The following is a 25,243-nucleotide window of genomic DNA, read 5'->3' on the forward strand; positions in this document are numbered from 1 at the left end:
TTCAGATTTTTTACAGGGAGGGCTTTAACATGGCAACGTTACTCGAGGAAATTAAATCGTATAAGGAAACGTTTAAACAAAAAGCACCTGAAGAAAAACAGAGAATCATGGCACAGGCGACAAAAGAGCTTGAGGAATCCGGGATCGCTAAAGGACTGAAAACAGGAGATCAAGTTCCGGATTTCACGCTGTCGGACGCAACCGGTCAGTCTGTATCTTTAAAAGAGGAGCTTTCTAAAGGCCCTGTCATCATCACTTTTTACCGTGGTGGCTGGTGCCCATACTGTAATCTTGAGTTAAAAGCTTATCAGGCAAAGCTGCCGGACATTCAGGATGCCGGAGCACAGCTGATTGCCATCAGCCCTGAAACGCCGGACTCTTCTCTATCAACCAAGGAGAAAAACAACCTTCAATACAAAGTATTAAGCGATGAGAAAAACCGTGTTGCTGAGCAGTTTGACCTTGTGTTCAAAATGCCGGATTACCTGATTGACGTTTATAAGGATTCCGGGCTTGACGTACCGGGACATAACGGAAATGAGGATTGGGAATTGCCTAAGCCCGCAACATTTATAGTTGCTCAATCAGGCGAAATCATTTTTGCAGACGTTGATTCAGACTATACAAAACGCACTGCACCTGAAAAAGTAATTGACATTCTGAAAAACCATTAATAACAAAAACAGGACACTCGGGCTCGGGTGTCCTGTTTTTACATTGTTCTATAAATGCCTCAAGTACTGCTCCGGATTTTGAAGAAATGATCTGGTCAGATTCACATGTTCCAAGTCGTTATAATCCACACTGACCAGCTTTCCATCCTGGATTTCCAATAGCTCTGCTTCCGGACAGGCCATCAGGATGGGAGAATGCGTTGCAATAATAAACTGCGCATCCTTTTTAATCATCTCTTTGATCATTGAAATGAGTGTGAGCTGTTTGAGTGGAGAAAGCGGTGCTTCAGGCTCATCCATCAGATAAAGTCCTCCGGGACGAAGCCTCGACTGGAACAAATCCAGAAACCCCTCTCCGTGTGACCTTACATCAAGACCATCCCCGTAAAGCTGTTTTAATTCATAGAGTGTTCTTGCATAAGGTAATGCTTCAAGGCTGTTTGGATTCCGCTGCTTAATTTCTTTTAACGATGCAGTGTATTCATCTCTGATTTGTGCCTGCTTTTTCGTGAAATTGATGAAGTCATCCGCTCTGAGGAAAAACCCTTCCCGTGTTCTGACTTTCCAGATCAGCTTCAGCTGTTCTCCGAGTCTTCTGGCATCAGCGAGAGACGGATCATCATCAATCGACAGCTCTCCAAGAAGACGGCTTCCAATATTAGCGGCAATCCCTTCAAGCAATGTTGACTTTCCTGTCCCATTCTCACCCACGAGAATTGTTACAGGTTTTGAAAAGGTCAATTCATTAAAATGCCTGATAACGGGAAGCGAAAACGGAAATTCTTGTTGATTATGTTCTTTAAGGCTGATACTGAGTAAATGTGGCATATTATTCTCCTAACAAATAATGTGGCGGGTGACACGCATTCACCGTCAGATAGCTTCTCCAGTCCTTTTTTGCCCGCTCCCACTCAACCGGATATTGTCCCCATTCCCATGACGGGTTCCAGTAGCCTTCTTTTGTCAGCCGGTCTGCATACCAGCGGGCGTTTTCCTCCACGAGATCTTCCATGACGGAATATAGAGGCGACTGCGTTCTCTGGACGATTTTTAAAGGCTGCAGTCCATACCCTTCCCACTCTTCAGACGTTTTAGTAAGAGCTGTATGCGCCTGATCAGCGATCTTTTGTATGATCTGATCCCGCAGCTCCCCTTTATGCGTGAGCTCAGCCAAACGGTAATAGCACTGAATTTCATGCATATCCCACTGGTCGATTTCATGAAGCCGCTTTGTCATGGCCACTTCAAGATCCGCAGTTATTTCATCTGACATGTGACTTCTGCAACGATGAAGGTAGCCTAGAATTTCAGCCCCCGGATTACCAGGGATCTTCTCAAATCCGGTCTCACCGGTTTCCTCATTGACATTCCACCATGGCGCCCTAGGAACGTGATTTACTGTTGCAGGCACAATTGGAAACAGCTTTTTACCCCGGTCATATTGAGCAATTAAATAATGCATGGCTTTTACAACCATTGGATGATCTGCTTCAATCGGCAGCTGCATTAAATATTGAAGGGCGACGGTCGTATCCAGAACAGTCGAGTCAATCAGCCGGCTGTCTGCCTCAAGCGCGTGGCCAAATCCACCATCCTCGTTCTGATAGGATTCAAGTGCATGAATCACGGCTTCGTGTGACCCTTCCCCCTGCCTGAACTGATGAAACGCACGCTCCACAGGTCTTGCATAACGCTGTATGTATAAGTTTATCGCGATTTTCTGATCTTTTGATAAATGCTTCGTTAAAATATTCATGAGCTCACCTCCTATGTTTTAATTCTTCTTCCTCTATGATCAAAAAACCTTTCCATCCCAAAAAATATTTATTAGAGGAACTAAATAATTTTACATTTTAGTAGTTAAAAAGTCACGATTTCAACCGATATTAGAATCAGATTATATAAAAGGAGCGTTATTGCATGAGGAGTGTCAGGGGCAAGTTATTAAGTATTTCATTTATCTTATTGGTGATTCCAGGACTCGTGATCGGTTCCATCAGCTATTTTTCAGCAAAAAACAGTCTGGATGCTTCGGGTCAGACGATGATTAAAAACGCTGTAACGATGGCGATTCAAATGATTGACGGCTATCAGCAGCAGGTTGATGCAGGAGAAATCACATTAGAAGAAGCTCAGGAACAGGTCAAAACATATTTACTTGGGGAAATGCAGACAGACGGAACTAGACCAAATACGAACCCGGTTGACCTTGGTGAAAACGGATATTTTGTCGTTCTCGATGAACAGGGAAATGAGATTGCCCACCCTTCACTTGAAGGTGAAAACGTATTAGATGTTCAGGATGTTGACGGCAGCTACTTCGTTCAAGAGCAAATTGAAACAGCTCAAAATGGTGGCGGCTTTGTTACTTATTCATGGGCATTCCCTGATTCAGACCGCATCGGCGAAAAAATTATGTACAATGAGCTTGATCCGAACTGGGGATGGGTTGTGACTGCCGGTTCTTATATGGAGGATTTCAATGCAGAATCCAACAGCATCCTGTGGATGATCGGCTGGACGATTGGAGCCTCACTGATCATTGGTGCAGTATTAATCATTTTGTTATCTAATCATTTATCTAAACCGATTGTTGCTGTTAAAAATCAACTGAACCGTTTAAGTGAAAATGATCTGACCGGATCCTTTGCAGCATTTAACCGCAAGGATGAAATCGGAGAACTTGGTGCAAGCCTTGTTAAAATGAAGGATAACCTGAACGCAATGATTCAGCGGATCCAGCAGGTTTCCCATACACTTGCTGCTTCATCTGAGGAATTGTCTGCAAGTGCAGAAGAAACAAACCGGGCAACCGAGCAGATCGCCGGATCAATTCAGCTGATTTCCGAAAACGCTGAAACACAAACAGAACAGGCGGCATCCTCTCAGGAAACGGTATATGGCATTTCTGAAGGAATCAGCACCATTAAAAATCACCTCGTGTCAGCAGGAGAATCGACTGAAACCACTGCAGCGAAGGTCGCAGAAGGTAAAGAACGTGTGTTAAATACAGAAGAAAAAATGAACGATATTCAGGAAACATCAAAGAGAGCATCAGGCGCTATTCAGCAACTCGGCGGAAAGTCCGAACAAATCGGAAATATTGTATCACTCATTACAGCAGTCGCCGAGCAGACGAACCTGCTTGCGCTGAATGCAGCCATTGAAGCAGCACGGGCCGGAGAACACGGAAAAGGCTTTGCCGTTGTAGCAGATGAAATCAGAAAGCTTGCCGAACAATCCAGCCGTTCCGCTTCTCAAATTCAAGATCTGATCTTTGAAATCCAAACCGGCATTCAGGAATCCGTGAAATACATGAACGAAGGAGAATTCTCCGTTTCAGCGGGTATGGACGCCATGAATTTAACTGGCGAAAGCTTCAACGAAATCGAAAAAGCATCTGCGGTGATTTCAGAAGCAGCAAGAAATGTACTGAAATCCGTAACTGAGCTGGACCAACGCACAGCTCTAATGGTTGAAACAGCAGCGAAAACAACTGAAATGATTGAACACTCTTCGGCTGAATCTCAATCCATTGCAGCAGCATCAGAAGAACAAAGCGCCTCCATGGAAGAAGTTGCAGCGAGTTCAGCAGCACTCTCTCACATGGCAGAAGAACTGAGCGAAATCGTAGCAGAGTTTAAAATTGCTTAAAGAAAACGGCGTCGCGTAAGCCAGTCTCAGTTGCAAAAATGAGCTGAGAAGTAAATCGAGCCACGTACAATCTTTTGTGAAATGAAAGACTAGTTATATTAAAGCCGAAGTACTAGCCTTAACCCCTTGTAACGAAAGAGAATACGGCCCGGTATTAACAGGGCAAAAAAGACTGGATAAACGCATATGCGTTTATCCAGTCTTTTTGGATTGATTACATTTTCTCAGGAGCCGCTACCCCAATCAGCTTTAATGCATTGCTGATCGTCTGACGCACTGACTGAATGAGGTTCAGACGCGCTTTTGTCAGCTCAGGTGCTTCAGGATCAAGCACTTTATTCGCATTGTAGAAGCTGTGGAACGCAGAAGCAAGTTCGTTAATATACGTTGCCACACGGTGCGGTGTACGCATTTCGGCAGCTGAACCGACAACCTGCGGGAATTCCCCAAGCTTTTTCAGAAGATCGATTTCTTTTTCCGTGCCAATCAGTGATACGTCTGCCTCATCTGCAAAGCTGAAGCCATTCTCCTCTGCCTGACGCAGAATGCTGCAAATACGGGCATGCGCATATTGAGCATAGTAAACCGGATTTTCGTTTGACTGGGAAACAGCAAGATCAAGGTCAAAGTCCATGTGTGAATCGCCGCTTCTCATCGCAAAGAAATAGCGCACTGCATCAAGACCAACCTCGTCAACCAGCTCACGCATCGTCACGGCTTTACCCGTACGCTTACTCATCTTCATCTTTTCGCCGTCTTTGTAAAGCTGAACCATCTGGATGACTTCCACTTCTAGGTCATCGCGGTTGTAGCCAAGCGCCTCAACAGCCGCCTTCATACGCGGAATGTATCCGTGGTGATCCGCTCCCCAGATGTTGATGACTTTCTTAAAACCACGCTCAAACTTATCACGGTGATAAGCAAGGTCAGGTGTCAGATATGTGTAAGATCCGTCATTTTTAATCAGCACGCGATCCTTATCGTCACCAAGCTCAGTAGAACGGAACCACGTTGCACCGTCCTCTTCATAAACGTGTCCATTCGCCTTTAACACTTTAAGCGCGTCATCGATTTTACCGCTCGTATAAAGAGACGTTTCTGAGTACCATACATCAAAAGGAACGCGGAATGCTTCAAGATCATCCTGCAGTTTTTTGAGCTCGTATTTTAAACCGTATTCACGGAAAAATTCGTAGCGCTCTTCTTCTGATGCCTGAACGTATTTGTCACCGAACTCTTCAGCCAGCGTATTGGCAATACCGATAATATCAGCACCGTGATAGCCGTCCTCAGGCATTTCCATATCCTTGCCGAGCGCCTGGAAATAGCGGGCTTCCACTGATTTTGCCAGGTTGTGAATCTGATTGCCGGCGTCATTAATATAATATTCACGCGTAACATCGTAGCCTGCTTTTGAAAGCACGTTACATAATGAATCGCCAACAGATGCCCCACGTGCGTGTCCAAGATGAAGATCGCCTGTCGGGTTCGCTGATACAAACTCAACCTGAACCTTTTCACCTTTTCCTGTATTTGTTTCACCGTAAGCGTCCCCTGCTGTCAGGATTGCTGGAATCAAGTCAGTCAGGTACGAATTATCCATGTAAAAGTTGATAAAACCAGGTCCGGCAATATCGACCTTTTGAATCGACGCCTTAGACTGGTCAAAGTTTTCAACGAGTTCTGAAGCAATCTGACGGGGTGCTTTTTTCGCAACACGCGCAAGCTGCATCGCCATATTTGTAGAGAAATCTCCGTTCGCTTTATCCTTAGGCGTTTCTAAAATCACCTCGGGAAGCTGATCCTCTGTTGCCAATCCCGCTTTTAAAACGGCATCCTTAATTTCCTGCTTTAACTTCTCCTGAATTTCAATTGCAATGGTCATCCTTGTGCTGCCTCCTTGTAATCAATCGTCATATCATAAGAACCGACGCTGCTGCCCTGCATTTCGAGTCCGTAGCGAATATGAAAACGGCCCTTTTCTGAGCCTGGTGTTGTATGGGTGTAGATTTTTGTATCTGTGATCATCGATAGCGTGCCGTACTCGCTTTCATAGGAGCTCATCATTTTATCGCCCCGTCTGAAGGCAAGGCGCATTTTCAAAGCACCGCTTCTCAGGATGACGGCGCTGTCCTCTTCCATTTTCACAATGGTACGGACAGTTCCGGTTTCCTGCGTTTCATCGTATTTCAAATAGTGAATATCGTTTTTTTGAATCCATTCGCCTTCTGAGCGGAAGGATAGTGCTTCTTTTGAGCCGTCCGGCTGGGTAATCACCGTGGTGAGGTGAATGGATACGGGTGTCGAGTTTTCCACTGGTCTCACTCCGTTTCGTCCGAATTATTAACCTTACTATTATAGAAAGGAATGCGTGAAAATGCAATGTGAAGTGGAGGAAAGGTAGGGATGGATTTTTCAGGGAAAACGTTGAATTTGATATAACCGTGCCGGAACCGTCCTTCGCTTTCCGCGGCCGCGCGGTGAGCCAGCTAATGCTCCGCATTACGCTGTCTCACCTGTCGCTTCTCTGCCGCAGGAGTCTACGGACGGTCCCGGCACTTTGGTTTTGATATTTACATCCATAACTTTTTTAGATGGAAATCGAGTTTAAAACCCAAAAGAAAAGTACACTTTGTTTTATTTATAATTTTGAGTGTCTTTCTCAAGCGGCTTGGTAATAATCAAAGATTCCCATTCTTTATTGAACAAAATCTAAATCCTTCACTTGGTTTATAACGCAGAAAAAACTGCCCTGGTGATCAGGACAGTTTAGTGTTTTATTTTACAAACCCGAGCAGCATTTCTCTTAGGAGTTTGCTGGCTGTGTTGGCTGTTTGTTCTGAGTTGTCGTAGACGGGTGCGACTTCTACGAGGTCGGCTCCGATGACGTTGACGTCTGATCCTGCAATGGCGTGGATGGATGCAAGGAGTTCACGTGATGTGATTCCGCCGGCGTCCACTGTGCCGGTACCGGGTGCGTGTGCCGGGTCAAGTACGTCGATGTCGATTGTGACATAAACCGGACGTCCTGCAAGGGTTGGCAGGATTTCTTTTAATGGCTCAAGCACGTCAAATTTTGAAATGTGCATGGCGTTTTCTTTTGCCCACTCGAATTCTTCCTTCATGCCTGAGCGGATGCCGAATGAATAGACGTTGTTCGGTCCGATATGCTCAGCAATTTTACGGATTGGTGTGGAGTGTGACAGCTCCTCCCCTTCATAATCCGTGCGAAGGTCGGTGTGGGCATCCATGTGAATAATCGCGAGGTCCTTGTATTTTTTTGCCGCAGCCTTCATCACAGGCCACGATACAAGGTGCTCTCCGCCCATGCCTAATGGGAATTTCCCATCTTTAAACAGGGTGTCGAGATACTCTTCGATTAAGTCAATACTCTTATAAGGGTTTCCGAATGGCAGTGGGATATCCCCCGCATCGAAATACTTAACATCGTCAAGTTCACGGTCAAGGTACGGGCTGTATTCCTCGAGTCCGATTGAGACTTCGCGGATACGTGCCGGGCCAAAACGGGAGCCTGGACGGTAGCTGACGGTCCAGTCCATCGGCATACCATAGATGACCGCCTGGCTCTCTTCATAACTCGGGTGACTTTTAATAAATACGTTACCTGAATACTGCTCATCAAATTTCACAGCAGGTGCCTCCTTATTCCGTTAAATCCTTCACGAATTTCGGCAGCACGAATGAAGCATTGTGAAGCTCTTTCGTGTAGTATTTCGTGTCGATTTCGTGGAAACGCTCTTCCGCCACTTTTAACGGGTCATGCTTTTTAGAGCCAAGTGTAAACGCCCATAGACCGCTTGGGTACGTTGGGATATTCGCTGTGTAAAGGCGTGTGATCGGGAAGATTTCCTTCACATCGCTCATAACCTGCTTAATAAGATCCGCTTTAAACCAAGGGTTATCAGACTGTGCAACAAAAATGCCGTCTTCCTTCAGCGCTTTTGAAATGCCTGAATAGAATCCTTTTGTAAACAGGTTAACAGCCGGTCCAACAGGCTCAGTAGAATCAACCATGATGACGTCATACACGTTTTCACTTTCAGCAATGTGCATAAAGCCGTCTCCTACGATCACTTCAACACGCTCATTTTCAAGATCCCCTGCAATCTCAGGAAGGTATTTCTTCGAATACTCGATGACCTTGCCATCAATTTCAACAAGTGTCGCTTTCTTTACAGATGGGTGCTTCAGCACTTCGCGGATCACACCGCCGTCTCCACCGCCAACAACGAGTACATTTTCAGGGTTCGGGTGCGTAAATAATGGAACGTGCGCGACCATTTCGTGATAAACGAACTCATCCTTCTGCGAAGTCATGACCATTCCGTCAAGAAACAGCATATTTCCCCACTCTTCTGTTTCAGCCATTTCAAGCAGTTGGAAGTCAGTCTGTTCAGTATGAAGCGTCTGCTTCACCTTCATCGTAATTCCGAAATTCTCTGTTTGCTTTTCTGTAAACCAGAATCCAGCCATTTTGCATATCTCCTTTATGATCCATATCATTTGCCCTGCCAGTAAGCAGCGCCTTTATTTCAATCGTTTTCCGAGTCCATTAGCAACATCGTTTCGTGTTTTCCACAACACGAAAATTTAAAACACACATGAGAAAAAGTATAGAGAAAAATACACAGAATTCAAGCTATTTTTTGAGGATGTTTAAAAACAAGTAAACGTGCTCATACTACGAGGAAAAGCGGAGGCGGGCGTTTAGCGGCGTATGCGGTGGACTGAAGCGATTAAGATAAAGGAAACACAGTGAACAAAGTGAGCTGATGTTGACTTATCGAAATGAGCTGAGGGAAGCGCACTAGCCGCTGCGAATCGGAGCTGGACATCGGGAAAAGCGGAGGCGGGCGTTTGTTCACTTCCAAGGGAAGTTTGGACACTTTTGGTCGATACTTGGTCACTTAAAGAGTATGTTTGGTCACTTAAAGAGTATGTTTGGTCACTTTCCAACTAAACTTGGACACTTTATGCCTCAGCTTGGTCACTTTCGTGAAATTCAACGGCAAATCGGAACTGGGAATGAAAAACTGGTGATGCACAAGCAAGTCATTTTGCATTAGACCACTTTTCTTGATTATTTGACCACTTTTTATGGTTATTTGACTACTCTTTGAGGTTATTTGACCACTCTTTAAGGTTTTTTGACCACTCTTTGCTCTTATTTAACTACTCTCAAAATAATCACTCAATAAAAGCACTTTAAAATCGCCAGGAGGTGGGCTAATGGGTCGTATATCGAGAAGGAGGCGCAGGAAGCGTTTCAGGATTTTGCAGTTGGCTGTTCTGACGCTGTTTGTGTTCAGTTTTTTATGGGGTGGCACGATTCTTGCGCTCTATTTTTATGCCAAAACGACCGGTCCGCCTTCGATTGCGGTTTCACAATCGACGCTGATTCTGGATACGAATGATGAGATCATTGGTGAGCGGACTTCAGGCGAGAAGCGTTACTGGATGCCGCTTGAGGATATTTCTCCTCATGTTGTCAAGGCGACGCTTGCTGTTGAGGACCGGAAATTTTATGACCATAAAGGGTTTGATTTCACCCGGATTGCCGGCGCAGCGATTGCTGATATTAAAGCGATGGCAAAGGTGCAGGGTGCGAGTACGATTACGCAACAGTATGCACGGAATCTTTATTTAACGCATGATAAAACGTGGACCAGAAAGCTGAATGAGGCCTTGTACACGATTCGTCTGGAGTGGAATTATGAGAAGGAAGATATTCTGGAGGGGTATTTGAATACGATTTATTACGGTCACGGGATGTATGGAATTGAGGCCGCGAGCCGCTATTATTTCGGGGTGTCTTCTGAGGATTTGACGCTCGCCCAGGCTGCGATGCTTGCCGGGGTTCCGAAATCTCCTTACGGCTATTCCCCACTTGAGAATTTCGACGAGGCCAAGGAACGCCAGGAGCTTGTGCTTTCTGTGATGCAGGAAAATGGTGATCTGTCAGTTGACGAAGCAAAAAAGGCGAAGAAAGAGGAGCTTGTCGTAGCCGTGACCGCTGCTGCTGAAATGCTCGGGACTGCGCCTTATTTTCAGGAGGCCGTCTGGCAGCAGCTCGAACAAATCGAGGGACTGGAGCCTTACTATTTAAAGTTTGGCGGTCTTAAAATTTATACGACACTGGATTCAACACTGCAAAAAACCGCTGAAGAAACGGTAGCTGAAAGAATGCCGGCTGAGACTGAGCTCGAAGTTGCTTTTGCCGCGATTGATCCTTCAAACGGTTATGTAAAAGCGATGGTGGGTGGACGCAATTATGAAAACAGTCCATTTAACCGTCTCACTCAGGCAAAAAGACAGCCGGGATCAACCATCAAGCCCATTTTATATACCGGTGCACTTGAACGGGGATTTACGCCTGCTACGACGATGAAAAGCGAGCCGACGACCTTTTATTACGATGAAGGCCGGAGTGAATATGCGCCGCTGAATTTTAATCATAAGTTTGCCAATGATGCGATAACGCTCGCTCAGGCGATTGCGATCTCGGATAACATTTACGCGGTCAAGGCGCACCAATTTTTAGGCGGAGAAGTTTTGCAAAAAGAAGCTAAGAGATTTGGACTGTCCACCCCAGTATCTGAGCTGCCTTCTGCGGCACTCGGCACATCCGAAGTTGTGCCGCTTGAAATGATTCATGCCTATTCAGTGTTTGCCAATGACGGCAAAAGAACGGAGCCTGTTTTAATCCGGAAGATCGAGGATGCGGATGGTAAAGTCATTTACGAGCACAAGCAGAAAGACAAGCAGGCACTTGATCAAAAAACCGCGTTTGTCATGACGCATATGCTGACCGGCACGTTTGACCCTGTGCTAAACGATTATTCAACGGTTACCGGGATTACCCTTTTGGATCAGAAAACCCGTGAATACGCAGCAAAATCAGGTACAACCAATACTGATCAGTGGATGATCGGCTACTCCCCTACCTTAACTGCTGGCATATGGACCGGATATGATGATGCGCGTGAGCTGACATTGTCTGAGGATAAGGCTGCAGCAAAGTCGATCTGGATTGACTTTATGGAAAAAGCGCATGCGAAGCAGCCGGAGAAATTTTTTGTTCCTCCTGCGGGTGTCCGTGCCGTTCAGATGGATCCTCACACAGGTCTTTTAAATGCTGCATCATGCGGCAACGAACCGCGCACGGCTTATTTCCTCGAATCAACTGAGCCCGTGGAGGATTGTGAAGGAAATACAGTCGCGCCACCCGGGGAACCGGTGATTGAGCAGGAGGAAAATGAAAACTGGCTCGGCCGATTGTTTGGTGAGTAATAAAAAAGGACACAAAAAATCCCGAGGTGTGCGGCCTCGGGTTTTTTCGTGTCCTAGCTACATAGTTATGCAACTGTAAGTAAAGTTTACTCCCTTTCACGATGTCAGGCAATACGCGATGGCAGTTTTACGGAATCCGTCACAATTTGTTCAATAATGTCAGGTTTCGATTGACAAGAGCGCCTGATGAAGTTCAGGTTCTGATGCATGCCAGAACGCTTCATTGTGATTCTTTAAAAAGTCAGCCAGCACCTTTTTAGACGGTTCATCCATGTGATCCACGATGATCTTACGTTTCATCGACTTATCCATCCGGTTCACATGGTCAGCCAGAATTTTATAACCTCTGCGCTTCTCACGATTGACCACCATTTCACACGCTGTAACGCCCGCGTAGTATGGTCCTTCCGGCTTCCGGTCGATCGTCACCCAGACAAGCCAGTAATCCTTGCCGCCTTCTGAATCCTCACGATTCACGGTAAATTTGATGCCTTTTTCCACCTTTGATCGCGCGTGCATCGCACCAATATCAACCTCTGCCTCCCGCTCGGCTACATCAATAATGACCGGTGAGACATTATCAAGGCTGAGCGCGCCGACACCAAAGCCTCCGTGGCCGTCTGTCGGATCATTTTTAATGATGTTAAATCCAATATTCTTCTTTTTCTCTGACATCCCGTCCACTCCTTTTATAAAACTAACTGATTGTTCAGTTAAATGATTTGTTTTTCGTGCTGATGCGTTTACAATAATAAAAGATCGTATCCGATTCGATTGTATCATATTTTCAAATGCCGATACGATGCTGACACTTTTAAAGGAGATGACCAATATATGCCGTATGTAACTGTTAAAATGCTTGAAGGCCGTAACGAAGAGCAGAAAAAAGCGCTTGTGGAAAAAGTCACTGACGCTGTGGTTGAAACAACCGGCGCGTCGAAGGATAAGGTTGTTGTGTTTATTGAAGAGATGAGCAAAAATCATTATGGTGTTGCGGGTAAACGTTTGAGTGACAGCGAATAATTGGATGGAAAAAGCCTTTATGCGGTGAAAGCATAAAGGCTTTTTTCAGGTTAATGGATTTCTAAATCGCGCCAGGCGGACGCTTTCCGCGGCCGGAGTCGTCAGAATGATTCGGGCTAATGAAATGTGAATTTGCCGATAGCAAGGTACTTTGTGTCGACACCTCCATCTTTTCTGTTGATAGAGAGATCATTCATGTCGTTAAACAACTGAATAACATTCGTTTTGTTGTTAGCCGACGAAATTCTGTTAATGGGCATCGAAAATACGTCGATAGCAGCTCGCTTTCTGTTGATCGCGGCGAACTTTCTGTTGATCACTACCATCATTCCGTCCAGGAGCTCACCATCAAGCCTGAACCGGCTTTTTCAACAATCCAACGGTGACAGCTGTTACGACTGTTCCGATCAGGATTGCCAGTGCATACAGACCAATGTTTGTGAAGGCACCCTCGAGAGTTCCAAAGACAAAAATTCCGCCGTGTGGTGCGCGCAGTGCTAAATCGAACCACAGTGTCAATCCGCCTGCTACTGCAGAGCCAAGGACGGCTGATGGAATGACACGAAGCGGATCTGATGCCGCGAACGGTAATGCACCTTCTGTGATAAAGAAAGCACCAAGGAAATAGGCTGAGACGCCTGTTTTTCTCTCCTGCTCATTAAACTTTTTACGGAATAGCGTTGTCGCCAGCGCCATGCCGAGTGGAGGCACCATCCCTCCGGCCATAACCGCCGCCTGCGGTCCAAATTGGCTGTCCGCCGCTACAGCAAGTGCAAAGGCATACGCTGCTTTATTAATCGGACCACCCATATCAACTGCCATCATACCGCCTAACAACAGCCCTAAAAGAGCAAGGTTTCCGGTTCCAAGACCACCAAGCCAGTTCATTACTCCCTGATTGATCCCGCTTAAAGGCTGTACCGCCCAATACATGATCAGGCCCGTTATCAAAATACCGAAAAACGGATAAATTAACACAGGTTTCAAACCATTAAAGACTTGTGGCAAACCTGCAAAGACCTTTTTCAGCCCAACTACAAGATATCCAGCCAGGAATCCGGCAATGATTCCACCAAGAAAACCCGCTTCACTTGTAGAAGCCATCAATCCCCCGACCATTCCCGGCGCAAAACCTGGGCGATCTGCAATACTCATGGCGATAAATCCTGCAAGGACTGGAATAATGAGCGCAAAGGCATTACCACCACCGATAAAGTTTAAAATATCTCCAATCGCCGAACGCTCACCCGTGATCTGATCTTCAAACAGGAAGGACAGCGCGATTAAAATTCCTCCACCTACGATAAACGGAAGCATGTTGGAAACCCCGTTCATCAGGTGCTTGTAAACACCTGTCCGGCCCTTTGCCTGGCCCTCTTCTTTCTTTTCCGTACTGCCGCTTCCCTGATAAACAGGTGCATCCTGATTGACAGCGCGCGTGATCAGCTGCTCTGTTTTGCGGATTCCGTCTGTGACCGGTACTTCAATAACGCGCTTCCCTTTAAATCGCTCCATTTCAACCTTTGTATCAGCTGCTACAATGATCGCGACAGCGTTTTCAATTTCTTCTGCCGTCAGCACATTTTTCGCACCGTCAGAGCCGTTTGTTTCGACTTTAATAGAAACATTCATCTCTTTGGCTTTATTTTTCAGGGCATCTGCTGCCATATACGTATGGGCGATCCCCGTAGGACATCCTGTTACAGCAAGGATTTGACCCTGCGATGGAGAAGACACCTGCTCCTCTTCAGCCTCTTCCTCTTCAAAGCGTGAAATTAAACTGATCACGTCATCTGGTGTTTTAGCATCTAACAGCCCCTGCTTCACTTCTTCTTTTAAAAGCAGAACCGACAAGCGGCTGAGCGCCTGAAGATGAGTGTCGTTAGCCCCTTCTGTAGCTGCAATCATGAAGACGAGGTGTGCAGGCTGTCCGTCAAGTGATTCATAATCAAGCCCTGACACTGAGCGGCCAAAGGCAATCGCCGGCTCCTTTACTGCTTTTGTTTTCGCGTGAGGAATCGCTACTCCTTCACCAATACCGGTTGTTGTCTGATCCTCCCTCGCCTGAATCGCTTCACGATAAGCCTTCGCATCATTCAGTTTTCCAGCGCGGTCTAGCAGACTGACCATTTCATCGATGGTTCCCTGCTTCTCAGTTGACGCGAGTGACAGCTGAATCGTTTGTTTCGTTAATAGATCGGTTATTTTCATGATTCTGACCCCCTTATGTTTACCAGTGGCTGATAGTGTTCGATATCATTTATTGTGGCAAGTCCTTCTGAAAATGCAGTAGCCGCTCCGCACGCCATGCTGAGTGCGAATGCTTCTTTGATGGTTAACCCTCTTTTCAAACCGGCTAAAAACCCTGCGACGGATGAGTCACCTGCTCCGACACTGTTTACGAGTTTGCCGGCAGGCGGTTCAGCTAAATAAACATCATCTTTATGAATCAATACGGCCCCTTTTTCAGCCATCGAAATCATCAAATACTCAATATCATGATGGCTGTAAAATTGACGGCCGTGCTCGACTGCTTCCTCAATGGTATTGATATCCTCACCAACGTAGCCGGAGAGTTCCTTATGGTTGGGTTTGATGAAATGCAGCGATGTCTTAAGCGCTGGCTCCAGCAGAGCTTTCTCCGCATCAATGACAACCTTCATCCCAAGACCGTGTGCCTTTTCGGCAAGCAGACCGTAAAGATTTTTCGGGACACTTCCCGGAATGCTGCCGGCGAGCACGAGAATATCTCCTTCTCCGTAGCGGCCAATGAGTTCAAATAGAGCCTCAATATTGCTTTCGCTAATGGCCGGACCTGAAGCATTAATTTCCGTTTCCTCATCTGTTTTCAGCTTAATGTTGATGCGGGAAGGCTCTTCTACCTGAATAAAGTCCGCCGTAATCTTTTTTTCACTAAGCGACTGCTCAATAAATTGTCCGCTGAAACCGCCAGTGAATCCGGTTGCTGTACTGTGCACCCCGAGCTCCTTCAATACCTGGGATACGTTAATGCCTTTTCCCCCTGCAAAAAAAGCAGTATCTTCCGTTCGGTTTAATCCCCCCTGGCGAAGGCTGTCCAACCTCACGACGTAATCTACTGAAGGATTTAATGTGACGGTTAAAATCATGATCTCACCTCTTTTACAGTCGTTTGCTTATGGTACAGCGAGGCATTTTCCTCAATCTCTTCTGTGATCAGTGTCGAATCCTGCAGCTCTCCGAATCTGGCAAAAGCAATCTCTCCGATTTTTTCAGCATCGGCCAGCACGTACACTTCCCTTGAAAGGCTCATTGCTTCTGCTTTCACCTGCGCTTCTTCCGGATCCGGTGTCGTATAGCCTGACTCATAATGAACACCGTTCGTCCCCATAAATGCTTTGTCGAACCGGTAAGCTCTTAACGAATCAATCGCTCCTCTTCCGATCAGCGCGTTCGTTTTCGGTTTAATCACACCACCCGTCAAATAAGTTCGAATCCCTTTTTGCATGAGCGCTTCAACATGCATCAGCCCATTTGTCACAACAATGAGATCGTCTTCAGGTAAAAACTCAACCAGCTGCCTTGTCGTTGTTCCTGCGTCAAGAAAAATACAGTCACCTTTTTCAATAAAAGATGCCGCTAAACGCGCAATTTCTTTTTTCTGATGAAGGTTTTTGGCTGATTTTTCATCCATGCTCGGTTCGTCCGTCATACGTTCCATCAGCCTTGCACCACCGTGGATCCGCTTAATAAACTTCTTTTTCTCGAGCTCTGTCAGATCACGCCTGATCGTTGATTCAGAGGCTCCAGTCGCCTCGATCAGATCCTGGATCTTTACCGTTTCCCGTGACTTCACTTTATCTAAAATGATGGAATACCGTTCTTCAGTCAGCATATCCATCCTCCTTTTCCTGTTATCTTTGAATTCATTATAAAGAGAACGCTTACAAAAATCAATCAAAAATAATCAAAAACATCCAAAAACGGTCAAACTATTATTTTCTCTTTAAAAAAATTGCCCTATGTAAATTTTCAAAAAAGAAATATGCAATTACCTATTGACCTGAGAATGATTATCATTATAATTTGAATAGTGCTGATAATTATTTTCAATTAAATTTCGACATAAGGAGTGCACAACATGAAAAAAGTTTTTTACTTATTCGGTTTAACGTTGATCCTTGCGATCCTGACTGCATGTGGCAATTCAGGTGAAGAAGAATCGACTTCAAATGAAAGCGGTTCTTCAAACGAATCTGAAGAATCAGCTGGCGAAGTAAATCTTTACACTGGTCGTCATTATGATACTGATCAGGCGCTATATGATCAATTTACAGAAGAAACTGGCATTAAAGTAAACGTTATTCAAGGGAAAGATGATGAGCTGATCGCCCGTCTTGAAAGAGAAGGTCAAGCTTCTGAAGCTGATGTATTTATGACAGCAGATGCAGGACGCCTGCACCGCGCAAAAGAGCTTGAGTTACTTCAATCTGTTGAGAGTGATGTTTTAAATGAAAATATCCCTGAGAAACTTCGTGATACGGACAATAAGTGGTTTGGTCTTACAAAACGCGCACGCGTCATCGCTTATGATCCGGAGCGTGTAAATCCTGAAGAAATCCAGAACTACTCTGACCTTGCAAGTGAAAATATGGAAGGGCGCGTATTAATCCGCTCTTCAGATAACATTTATAACCAGTCACTTGTTGCGTCTATGATTGCTCTTGAAGGTGAAGAAGCAGCTAAAGAATGGGCTCAGGGAATTGTCAACAATATGGCCCGCGATCCTGAAGGTGGAGACCGCGACCAGGCAAAAGGCATTGCTTCAGGTGAAGGTGATGTAGCTGTTATGAACACATACTACCTTGGTCAAATGCTAAACTCAGAAGATGAAGAAGAAGTGAAGGTAGCGGAAAACCTTGAAGTCATGTTCCCTAACCAGGACACAACAGGTACACACATTAACATTAGTGGTGCCGGCATTACAGCAAGCAGCAAAAACGTTGAAAATGCTCAGAAATTCATTGAGTTCCTTTCATCTGAATCTGCACAGGAGCAATTTGCAGAAACAAACTACGAATACCCAGCAAACCCTAACGTAGAAGCATCTGAGCTTCTTCAAAGCTGGGGCGAGTTCAAAGAGCAGGACCTGAACCTGACTGAACTTGGCGAAAACAACAACCGTGCCATCCAGATCATGAACGAAGTTGGCTGGAAGTAATATTTCCCCAAAAGGTACTTGCACTCTTAACGGCGCAAGTACCTTTTTCTTATGTATTCGTTAAAGCGAAGGAATCTTCCTCACGTCCCTTTTTGTCACATGATGTTCAAATAAACTCCTAATTCGGCTAAAAACCTGCCCAATTTTACATATTCCACCTCGTAAACCACCATGATTAAAGCCTTTTCATCTATACAAAACAAATGAGAACTGTTATCATTATCAGGGACGGTTTATGTGTTAAACCGGAGATTTGAATTGTTTTAAGGACGTGTCCCTTTTGAAGCTGTTTCGTAAATTGCCTGGCTATTTAAATATCTGGACCGTTCTCAGTATGATCATTGTGATCCTGATTCTGCTTCCGAACTTGACGATTCTCGTTAATTTCTTTACGGAGCGAGCAGAAAACTGGGAGCACATCCAGGAATTTATCCTGCCAGATCTGCTTAAAAATACTAGTTTAATCATGATATTCACTGGATTATTTGCCATTATCATCGGTACAAGTCTTGCCTGGCTTGTGTCAGCGTATGATTTTCCGATGAAGCGTTTTTTCAAATGGGCATTAATTCTGCCACTTGCGATACCGCCCTATATTGCAGGTTACACGTATAACGGAATCCTGGACTATACCGGTGTGATCCAGACCACCTTGCGAAACAACTGGGATATTACCGTGAATCAGTCTTACTTCAATATCCTGAATATGCCGGGTGCGATTTTTATTTTCACATTGTTTTTATTTCCTTATGTATACACGATTACACGGGCATTTTTATCCCATCAGTCCGCTGCACTCGTTGAAAATGCAAGGCTGCTTGGACGAAATGCATGGGAGATTTATTTCCGCGTCGTGCTTCCGATTTCCCGCGGAGCCATTGTTGGCGGTGTCAGTCTCGTACTGCTTGAGGTGTTAAATGATTATGGACTCGTTTCATATTTTGGGGTCCCAACCTTCACCACAGCGATTTTCCAGACTTGGTTTGGTATGAATGACCTGAATTCCGCTATTAAGCTTTCTGCAACATTAATGTTTATCGTTTTTGCCATTTTAATTTTGGAAAAAGTACTGCGCGGTCGTAAAAAGTACAGTACGACAACAGCGAAAGTCCGGCCTCTCACACCGATTAAGCTTCAGGGTGCAAAAGCCTGGACAGCATTCGGCTATTGTTTGTTCATTTTTATGCTCGGATTTTTAATCCCGTTTATCCAGATGATTGATTGGACGATTCTGACGTTTGAAAAAATCGCATCTCCTGTATTTACACAGCTGATGATGAACTCACTGCTGGTCTCTTTTGTTGGAGCTGCACTCGTGATGGTGTTTGCGGTTATTATCGCGAACTTCTCGCGGATGCACCAGAGCGTATTTTCAAAATCAGCAGCCCGTGTGACGATTCTCGGTTATTCGATTCCCGGAGCCGTCATTGCTGTAGGAATCAGTACAGTGTTTATCGATATCGATAACTTCCTGTTTAACTTTTATGAATCGATGGGGATGGAAGCTTCCCTATTCCTAAGTACAAGCCTGTTTATCTTAATTTCCGCCTATATTATCCGATTCCTCGCGATCGGCTACAACTCTGTTGAGGCCGGATTTGATAAAATCGGGAACAAATATACGGAAGCTTCGAGAATGCTTGGGATGAACTTAACAAAGACTTTTTTTAGAGTCGATCTGAAAATGATTAAAGTACCGATTATCAGCGGGTTTATTCTCGCATTTATAGATATTTTAAAAGAACTGCCGCTCACCTTGATTTTACGACCATTTAACTTTGACACCTTAGCCACAAAAGCATATCAGTATGCAAATGATGAACAAATACAGGAAGCTTCATTAGCTTCGATCATCATCGTTGTCATCAGCGCCATTGCGATCTATGTATTTCATCAAGTTTTAGAAAAGGAGCCGAAATAATATGTTCGTACAAATCAAAGACTTATGCTTCTGTTACGGAAACACAAAACAAAACACAATTAATCAGTTTCACCTCGAAATTCAGCAAGGTGAGATTATTTCAATACAGGGAGACAGCGGAAGTGGTAAAAGTACAGTTCTTCGGCTTCTTTGCGGACTTGAGGTCCCTTCTAAAGGTATGATTACGATTGATGGAGAAGTGATGACAGACGACCGCCGCTTCGTATTACCGGAAAAGCGCGGAATCGGCATGGTATTCCAGGATTACGCACTGTTTCCTCACATGACAGTGCTTGAAAACATTCAATTCGGCCTGAAAAAATACAGCCGTAAAGCGAAAAAACAGCGTGCCGAGGAAGTACTCGAACTTGTGAACATGACGTCCTTTGCAAAACGCTATCCACATGAACTCAGCGGCGGACAGCAGCAGCGTATTGCCCTTGCACGCGCACTTGCTCCAAAGCCTTCGCTCTTACTGCTGGACGAGCCATTCAGTAACCTGGATGCCGGGTTGCAAATCAAAATCCGCAGTGAGCTTAGAGAAATCATCAAAAAAACAGGCATTACTTCCATTTTCGTGTCCCACGACCTGGAGGATTCCAAAGCCATCGCCGACCGGATCGTCACCATGCGCGATGGAGCAGCCCACAACTGGGAATCCATCTGCACGACAACAAGAAAAGAAAAGCCGGAACTTCACCTGGTTGAATCTAAATAGAAGATTTTTTAAGGATGATTTGATCTTTCCTGAATATAAGAGTTGTTCTGATAGAATCAAAACCAAAAGGTGCGAGGGGCATCCGCAGACTCCTGTGGCGGAAAGGGACAGGTGAAACCATTGTGCGAAGCACAAGGGGTTCACCGCCCGGCCACGGAAAGCGGAGGATGCCCCTCGCACCGGTATTTTGATAATCAACCATAGTAAAAAGACATGGCGCCTCTGCCATGTCTTTTTACTTGGTCATGCATCAAACAAGCTGATTCAACTGCTCTATGTACGCCAAAGCTTCTGCTATTTCTTCATCCGTATAATTCTGCTTTGCTTTTACCTTCTGCACCTTTTCAATACGCTGATCTATCTCAAGCGTATCGAAATAAAGCAGCGTAGAGACAAGCTCCAGGAAACGGGACGACTGTTCGTTCAGGTTTTTCAGGAACGGTGTAAGATTCTCAGCGGCCAGTTCATTCTGCGCCTCTAAAAACGCCTGTCCTTCTTCTGTCACTTCATAACGGTACTGATAATAGCCGCTTTTCTTCTCATTAAATTCTTTAATGAACCCCATATTGCAGAGCTCCTCCACGCGCAGTGTAAGCTCCTCTGAATACGGTCCGAAAAAATGAAACTGATATTTTTCATGAAAAGCATAATTATGCTTTTTAGCAATAAAGATGATCTTCTGCAGCTTTTTTCTGCCGACAATCTCCCCTAGGGCAGAAAACGCCTGCATCAGTCTGGCGTGATCCTTCATCATGGCTGGCTCTCTCCTTTTTAATGCTCACTAACCCCTAAAATGGCCCGGATTTTTTCCTTCGTTTCTTTATGACTGGAATCATCCATCAGGTAATCCTTTGGATAATAAAGTTTATGGTCTGTTCTTCTTTTCCCTGAAATTGCGTCTACAATCTCAGATTGGCGGGATAATTCGCGAAGCTCTCCATTTGGCATCAGCAGGTGAATCGGCACCCGCTCCTCTTCTTCGCCGGGACGGTAAAAATCGTACGGCAGATCAGACGAAGAATCCACAACGAGATAGTAGTCCGGATCAAGGTCCGCTTCCCTGAAAAGCTGCTCAAGTTTATTCAGCTTTTTGTATTCCTTCGATGGATCAAATTCAACATATTTAAACAGGCGCCGCTGCATAAAACGGTGACAGAGGTCACTTAAAATCGGATCCTTCTCCTCTTCCCACATTTGAAAATAGTACATGACAATGGATTCATCGAGATTCAGATAATCTTTTAACGTCACGTTCCCTGAGAACATGGACATAAAGTGTCTCGGTTCATAGGCAAACTCATAACCCTTCTCGCTCAGCTCTTTTGCCCGGTGAAGAATCTTGGTCAAAATCACCTCAGAGCTTCTCGTTACAGGGTGAAAATAAACCTGCCAGTACATCTGATATCGGCTCATAATGTAATCTTCAACGGCATGCATCCCGCTTGATTTGATGACAACCTGATCCTCTTTTGGACGAAGCACGCGCAAAATCCGCTCCATATCAAAATGACCGTAGCTGACCCCTGTAAAATAAGCGTCACGCTGCAGATAATCCATCCGGTCCGCATCAATCTGACTGGAAATCAGGCTGATCACACGCTTATTATCGTAGGTTTTCGCAATGACATCTGCGACATGCTGCGGGAACGCTGACGATACTCTTTTTAACACAGCATTTACTTCTGTATCCCCTAAAATAATGGCCTGAGTGAACGCCTCATGATCTAATTCAAACACTTTTTCAAAAGAATGTGAGAATGGACCGTGGCCCAGGTCATGTAAAAGCGCAGCACAAAGGCATAATAACCGCTCGCTGTTATCCCATTCCGGACGCGGTGCAAAGACATCATCCACGATACGGCGAATAATTTCATACACACCAAGAGAATGGTTAAACCGGCTGTGTTCTGCACCATGAAACGTCAGATAGGTCGTGCCAAGCTGACGGATTCTTCTGAGACGCTGGAACTCACGTGTCCCAATTAAGTCCCATACAACTTGATCGCGCACGTGAATATAGCGGTGAACCGGATCCTTAAACACTTTCTCTTCCGCAAGCTTTTGCATCGCATACGTCATCGCTGTCCCTCTTCTCTCTATCTTCTTTTTATTATATCGGGTAATTTTTTCTCTTCACGTCTTGACAAATTCAGACGTCTTTCGAACGCCGGCGTCTCAATTTTTGAGACAGAAAATAAATTTTTCACTTATAAAGTAAGTTTTCTTCAAACATCACTTTAGTTTAAAAAGAAAACAGCCGTCTGCCTCAAAAGTCAGTTGATTGACAGTGACGCAGCGGCCGGGATGTGATTATTTCTTCAATTTTGCTTGAACCTTGTCCATCAGTTCATCTTCAGTCAATGCCGCGACTGGGCGATTATTGACAAAGGCAAAGGTCTTTTTACGGCCTGGACCGCAGTATGACTGGCACCCTATATCAAAGGAAGCATCGGGATCCAACTCTTTCAGCTTCGGAATCAATGTTTTTACATCAACGGCTTGACAATCATCGCAAACCCGAAATTCGTTTGCCATTTGCCGACAACCCTTTCCTGTTGAAACTTTTTTTCACTACCTGTCATTGTACCGATTCAGAGGGCTGATTTCAAGATAAGTGAGGAGGAGTTCGGTGATTGTTCATGGAAACGCTGATGATCCGAATGCACTCCTTACGCGAAGATTTATCTGGGTTGTAATCCGGCTATGTCCGCGCATGCAGAGGATATTCTCTTATCGTGATGCGCTCTATCTGGAAAACAGCCTGAGATGTGCAGTGGCGGCGTAGTCCATTTATCACTGAACTCACGAACTTTTTTCTAAGCTCACAAATCCGCTGACGGAACTCACGAACTCTTAGGCTAACCTCACGAACTTCATCCCTGACCTCACAAATTTCCCGCTCAACCTCACATTCCCCCACCCGATGTATAAAAAAGGAGAATGCCGGAAAGAATGACTCATAGAAAGATTAAAAGATTGGAGTGTTGAGGATGAAAAATCGTCAGGATGCGTGGATGGAAGAGGATGATCTGTTATTGGCGGACACAGTTTTACGTCACGTAAGAGAAGGCAGTACGCAGCTGAATGCGTTCGAGGAGGTTGGAGATAAGCTTGATCGCACCTCTGCAGCCTGTGGATTCAGGTGGAATGCAGTGGTCAGGCAGCAGTATGAGCAGGCATTAAGCCTTGCTAAGCGTCAGCGCAAGCAGCGCAGCCGTCTTCTTGGACAGGATCATTCAGGAAAAAAGAAAATCCTTTATCAGCCACAGGTTGAAATCTCAGAAACGCCAGCACTTCCATTTACAGATGAGTCTATATTTGAAAAACCGGAAGAGACACATGAGATGGAAACTGCTGCTGAAATGTTCATAGCCGAAGATAAACCTGTTTCTTCCCTGTCCCTTGAAACGGTCATTGCATATCTGCAGCAGCTTGCCCGCTCCAACACAGCGTCGTCCATCGGGAAATGGCAGTCCGAAAGATTGTCAAAGGAACTGAAAGTGTGGCAGGATAAATGCCGCGAGCTCGAGCAGAAAGTCCGTCAGCTTGAAGCTAACGAATCCACCATGAAGGAGGATTATGAAACGCTGATGCAGATTATGAACCGCGCAAGAAAGCTGGTTGCATTCAGTGATCAGGAATCCTCTAATACATTTAAAATGGACCGCAACGGTAATCTCGAAAAAGTCGCAGAGCATTAAAAAGAAGCACCGGATGAAGTTGATCCGGTGCTTCTTTTACTTCGTCAACACACTCTCATTCCGCTTCACAACACGATCATAATAGCCGTCATAAAGCGATCGTTCATATCCGTTTAACTCCCCGGACTGAATCGTTCCGCTGATCTTCTTTAGCGCAGTTAAGAAACGCAGCATCCCATCCTGCACCGTCAATTCAACGCCATAAAGTTCTGATAAGGAGGCCATGACATCAGGCTTAATCTGCGGGTAGGAGAACTTTGTTTCCTCACCCTGAATCGCCTTTTCGTAAAAACGGCGGATCAGTTCTGCACGTTCGGCTCCGCTTCCGTTCATACAGAGATAAATCTGCACCGCAATGCCGCCTCTTATCCTACGCTGAGAAATACCTGCGAATTTCTTTCCATCTATGCTGAGATCATAGCTTCCCGGGCAGTAGGAATTCACGATTTCATACGCTTCAATCTTCTTGTCAAAATCGCTGAACATTTCTTTTACGAGTGCCACCATCGCATCGTAACCACGGTTTATATCAATACCCTTTTCGCTTTCTGAAAAGATGAGTGAGATGTTTAGCACACCCTCATCCAGTACAACAGCAAGTCCGCCTGAATTGCGGACAATATAGCGGTAGCCTGCTTGCTCGAGCACCTTCAGCCCTTCATTTAAAAAGGGGGTTCTTGAATCCTGGGTGCCGAGCACAATCGTATCGTGATGAACCCAGGAGCGGGCTGTCGCAGGGGCTTCACCACTGCCCACTGACGTACAGAGTGTATCATCCATCGCAAACGATTGGAGTGCTTCAAACATTGGCCCAAGGCTGGACTGGTCAATGATCCGCCAAACCGGCTGCTGAAGGAGCGCCCATCCTTTATCCTCATTCATGATTCTTCATTCTCCTTTAATAAACTGTAGAGATTATAGCATATTTGAGCGATTCAGGTGCTTACACTGTCGTGAGGCTGTCAAGGAAGTGTCCAAACGGTTCTCGAGATTAACCAAATCCTCCCCACATCACATAAAAATGCAGCCCCCGCAAGGACT

The 25,243-nt window shown here is 45.3% G+C and carries 23 protein-coding genes; 9 read left to right on the forward strand and 14 right to left on the reverse strand.

Annotation, left to right across the window (positions count from 1 at the left end):
* The first annotated feature begins 29 nt into the window (after window positions 1–29).
* Complete coding sequence (locus H7968_RS01665; RefSeq protein WP_227394516.1) at window positions 30–674, forward strand: peroxiredoxin-like family protein; 645 nt, start codon at window positions 30–32, stop codon at window positions 672–674.
* Window positions 675–722: 48 nt separating this feature from the next.
* Here H7968_RS01665 and H7968_RS01670 read toward each other — a convergent pair whose 3' ends face one another.
* Complete coding sequence (locus H7968_RS01670; protein ID WP_227394517.1) at window positions 723–1,502, reverse strand: AAA family ATPase; 780 nt, start codon at window positions 1,500–1,502, stop codon at window positions 723–725.
* Between the two features lies 1 nt (window position 1,503).
* A complete protein-coding gene (locus H7968_RS01675; protein WP_227394518.1) occupies window positions 1,504–2,430 on the reverse strand; it encodes a hypothetical protein in 927 nt (308 codons plus the stop codon).
* 164 nt (window positions 2,431–2,594) lie between these two features.
* Between H7968_RS01675 and H7968_RS01680 the strand changes: the two genes are divergently transcribed.
* The gene (locus H7968_RS01680; RefSeq protein ID WP_227394519.1) at window positions 2,595–4,328 is read left to right on the forward strand and encodes a methyl-accepting chemotaxis protein; all 1,734 of its coding nucleotides are present in this window, start codon (window positions 2,595–2,597) and stop codon (window positions 4,326–4,328) included.
* Window positions 4,329–4,542: 214 nt separating this feature from the next.
* Here H7968_RS01680 and argS read toward each other — a convergent pair whose 3' ends face one another.
* From argS to speE, 4 genes are all read right to left on the reverse strand, one after another.
* A complete protein-coding gene (gene argS / locus H7968_RS01685) occupies window positions 4,543–6,213 on the reverse strand; it encodes an arginine--tRNA ligase (RefSeq protein ID WP_227394520.1) in 1,671 nt (556 codons plus the stop codon).
* Window positions 6,210–6,644, reverse strand: coding sequence for a DUF1934 domain-containing protein (locus H7968_RS01690; protein ID WP_227394521.1), 435 nt, complete (start codon window positions 6,642–6,644; stop codon window positions 6,210–6,212). Before H7968_RS01690 ends, argS begins: the two co-directional genes overlap by 4 nt.
* Before the next feature lie 461 nt (window positions 6,645–7,105).
* On the reverse strand, window positions 7,106–7,978 hold the full coding sequence (speB, locus tag H7968_RS01695; protein ID WP_227394522.1) for an agmatinase: 873 nt from the start codon (window positions 7,976–7,978) through the stop codon (window positions 7,106–7,108).
* A gap of 13 nt (window positions 7,979–7,991) precedes the next feature.
* Window positions 7,992–8,822 (reverse strand): spermidine synthase, encoded by an 831-nt coding sequence (speE, locus tag H7968_RS01700; protein WP_134376483.1) that lies wholly within the window; start codon window positions 8,820–8,822, stop codon window positions 7,992–7,994.
* Window positions 8,823–9,578: 756 nt separating this feature from the next.
* On the opposite strand from speE, the gene H7968_RS01705 reads away from it, so the two are divergent.
* Window positions 9,579–11,639: a transglycosylase domain-containing protein gene (locus H7968_RS01705; protein WP_227394523.1), complete on the forward strand. Its 2,061-nt coding sequence runs from the start codon at window positions 9,579–9,581 to the stop codon at window positions 11,637–11,639.
* A 159-nt stretch (window positions 11,640–11,798) separates the two neighbouring features.
* Here the strand turns inward: H7968_RS01705 and H7968_RS01710 are convergent, their stop codons facing one another.
* A complete protein-coding gene (locus tag H7968_RS01710; RefSeq protein WP_134376481.1) occupies window positions 11,799–12,314 on the reverse strand; it encodes a YwhD family protein in 516 nt (171 codons plus the stop codon).
* Window positions 12,315–12,473: 159 nt separating this feature from the next.
* Here H7968_RS01710 and H7968_RS01715 point away from each other — a divergent pair, with 159 nt between their 5' ends.
* On the forward strand, window positions 12,474–12,662 hold the full coding sequence (locus H7968_RS01715; protein ID WP_134376480.1) for a 2-hydroxymuconate tautomerase: 189 nt from the start codon (window positions 12,474–12,476) through the stop codon (window positions 12,660–12,662).
* Window positions 12,663–13,010: 348 nt separating this feature from the next.
* On the opposite strand, the gene H7968_RS01720 is transcribed toward H7968_RS01715, so the two are convergent.
* Genes H7968_RS01720 through H7968_RS01730 form a run of 3 tightly spaced genes read right to left on the reverse strand, consistent with a single transcriptional unit; the run spans window position 13,011 to window position 16,536 of the window.
* Window positions 13,011–14,873 carry a PTS fructose transporter subunit IIABC gene (locus H7968_RS01720; RefSeq protein ID WP_227394524.1) on the reverse strand — a complete coding sequence of 621 codons (1,863 nt, stop codon included), beginning with the start codon at window positions 14,871–14,873 and terminating at the stop codon, window positions 13,011–13,013.
* A complete protein-coding gene (gene pfkB, locus H7968_RS01725; RefSeq protein WP_227394525.1) occupies window positions 14,870–15,790 on the reverse strand; it encodes a 1-phosphofructokinase in 921 nt (306 codons plus the stop codon). Before pfkB ends, H7968_RS01720 begins: the two co-directional genes overlap by 4 nt.
* Window positions 15,787–16,536 (reverse strand): DeoR/GlpR family DNA-binding transcription regulator, encoded by a 750-nt coding sequence (locus tag H7968_RS01730; RefSeq protein ID WP_227394526.1) that lies wholly within the window; start codon window positions 16,534–16,536, stop codon window positions 15,787–15,789. Before H7968_RS01730 ends, pfkB begins: the two co-directional genes overlap by 4 nt.
* 246 nt (window positions 16,537–16,782) lie before the next feature.
* Here H7968_RS01730 and H7968_RS01735 point away from each other — a divergent pair, with 246 nt between their 5' ends.
* The 3 genes from H7968_RS01735 to H7968_RS01745 all read left to right on the forward strand — a co-directional run bounded on the left by H7968_RS01735 (window position 16,783) and on the right by H7968_RS01745 (window position 20,501).
* Window positions 16,783–17,862 carry a Fe(3+) ABC transporter substrate-binding protein gene (locus H7968_RS01735; RefSeq protein WP_227394527.1) on the forward strand — a complete coding sequence of 360 codons (1,080 nt, stop codon included), beginning with the start codon at window positions 16,783–16,785 and terminating at the stop codon, window positions 17,860–17,862.
* A 334-nt stretch (window positions 17,863–18,196) separates the two neighbouring features.
* The gene (locus H7968_RS01740) at window positions 18,197–19,783 is read left to right on the forward strand and encodes an ABC transporter permease (protein WP_227395065.1); all 1,587 of its coding nucleotides are present in this window, start codon (window positions 18,197–18,199) and stop codon (window positions 19,781–19,783) included.
* A gap of 1 nt (window position 19,784) precedes the next feature.
* On the forward strand, window positions 19,785–20,501 hold the full coding sequence (locus H7968_RS01745) for an ABC transporter ATP-binding protein (protein WP_227394528.1): 717 nt from the start codon (window positions 19,785–19,787) through the stop codon (window positions 20,499–20,501).
* Between the two features lie 250 nt (window positions 20,502–20,751).
* Here H7968_RS01745 and H7968_RS01750 read toward each other — a convergent pair whose 3' ends face one another.
* The 3 genes from H7968_RS01750 to H7968_RS01760 form a co-directional block, all read right to left on the reverse strand.
* Window positions 20,752–21,255 carry a YwgA family protein gene (locus H7968_RS01750; RefSeq protein WP_227394529.1) on the reverse strand — a complete coding sequence of 168 codons (504 nt, stop codon included), beginning with the start codon at window positions 21,253–21,255 and terminating at the stop codon, window positions 20,752–20,754.
* Window positions 21,256–21,272: 17 nt separating this feature from the next.
* Window positions 21,273–22,580: an HD domain-containing protein gene (locus tag H7968_RS01755; RefSeq protein ID WP_227394530.1), complete on the reverse strand. Its 1,308-nt coding sequence runs from the start codon at window positions 22,578–22,580 to the stop codon at window positions 21,273–21,275.
* A 231-nt stretch (window positions 22,581–22,811) separates the two neighbouring features.
* Entirely contained in the window at window positions 22,812–23,036 is a 225-nt protein-coding gene (locus tag H7968_RS01760) for a DUF1450 domain-containing protein (RefSeq protein WP_227394531.1), read from the reverse strand.
* A 94-nt stretch (window positions 23,037–23,130) separates the two neighbouring features.
* Here H7968_RS01760 and H7968_RS01765 point away from each other — a divergent pair, with 94 nt between their 5' ends.
* Together H7968_RS01765 and H7968_RS01770 are read left to right on the forward strand one after the other, a co-directional pair.
* Window positions 23,131–23,286 carry a hypothetical protein gene (locus tag H7968_RS01765; RefSeq protein ID WP_227394532.1) on the forward strand — a complete coding sequence of 52 codons (156 nt, stop codon included), beginning with the start codon at window positions 23,131–23,133 and terminating at the stop codon, window positions 23,284–23,286.
* 205 nt (window positions 23,287–23,491) lie between these two features.
* Complete coding sequence (locus H7968_RS01770; RefSeq protein ID WP_227394533.1) at window positions 23,492–24,202, forward strand: RsfA family transcriptional regulator; 711 nt, start codon at window positions 23,492–23,494, stop codon at window positions 24,200–24,202.
* A gap of 36 nt (window positions 24,203–24,238) precedes the next feature.
* Here the strand turns inward: H7968_RS01770 and H7968_RS01775 are convergent, their stop codons facing one another.
* Window positions 24,239–25,084 (reverse strand): lipoate--protein ligase family protein, encoded by an 846-nt coding sequence (locus tag H7968_RS01775; RefSeq protein WP_227394534.1) that lies wholly within the window; start codon window positions 25,082–25,084, stop codon window positions 24,239–24,241.
* Between the last annotated feature and the right edge of the window lie 159 nt (window positions 25,085–25,243).

It is taken from the genome of Jeotgalibacillus aurantiacus (assembly GCF_020595125.1).
Lineage (GTDB): Bacteria > Bacillota > Bacilli > Bacillales > Jeotgalibacillaceae > Jeotgalibacillus > Jeotgalibacillus aurantiacus.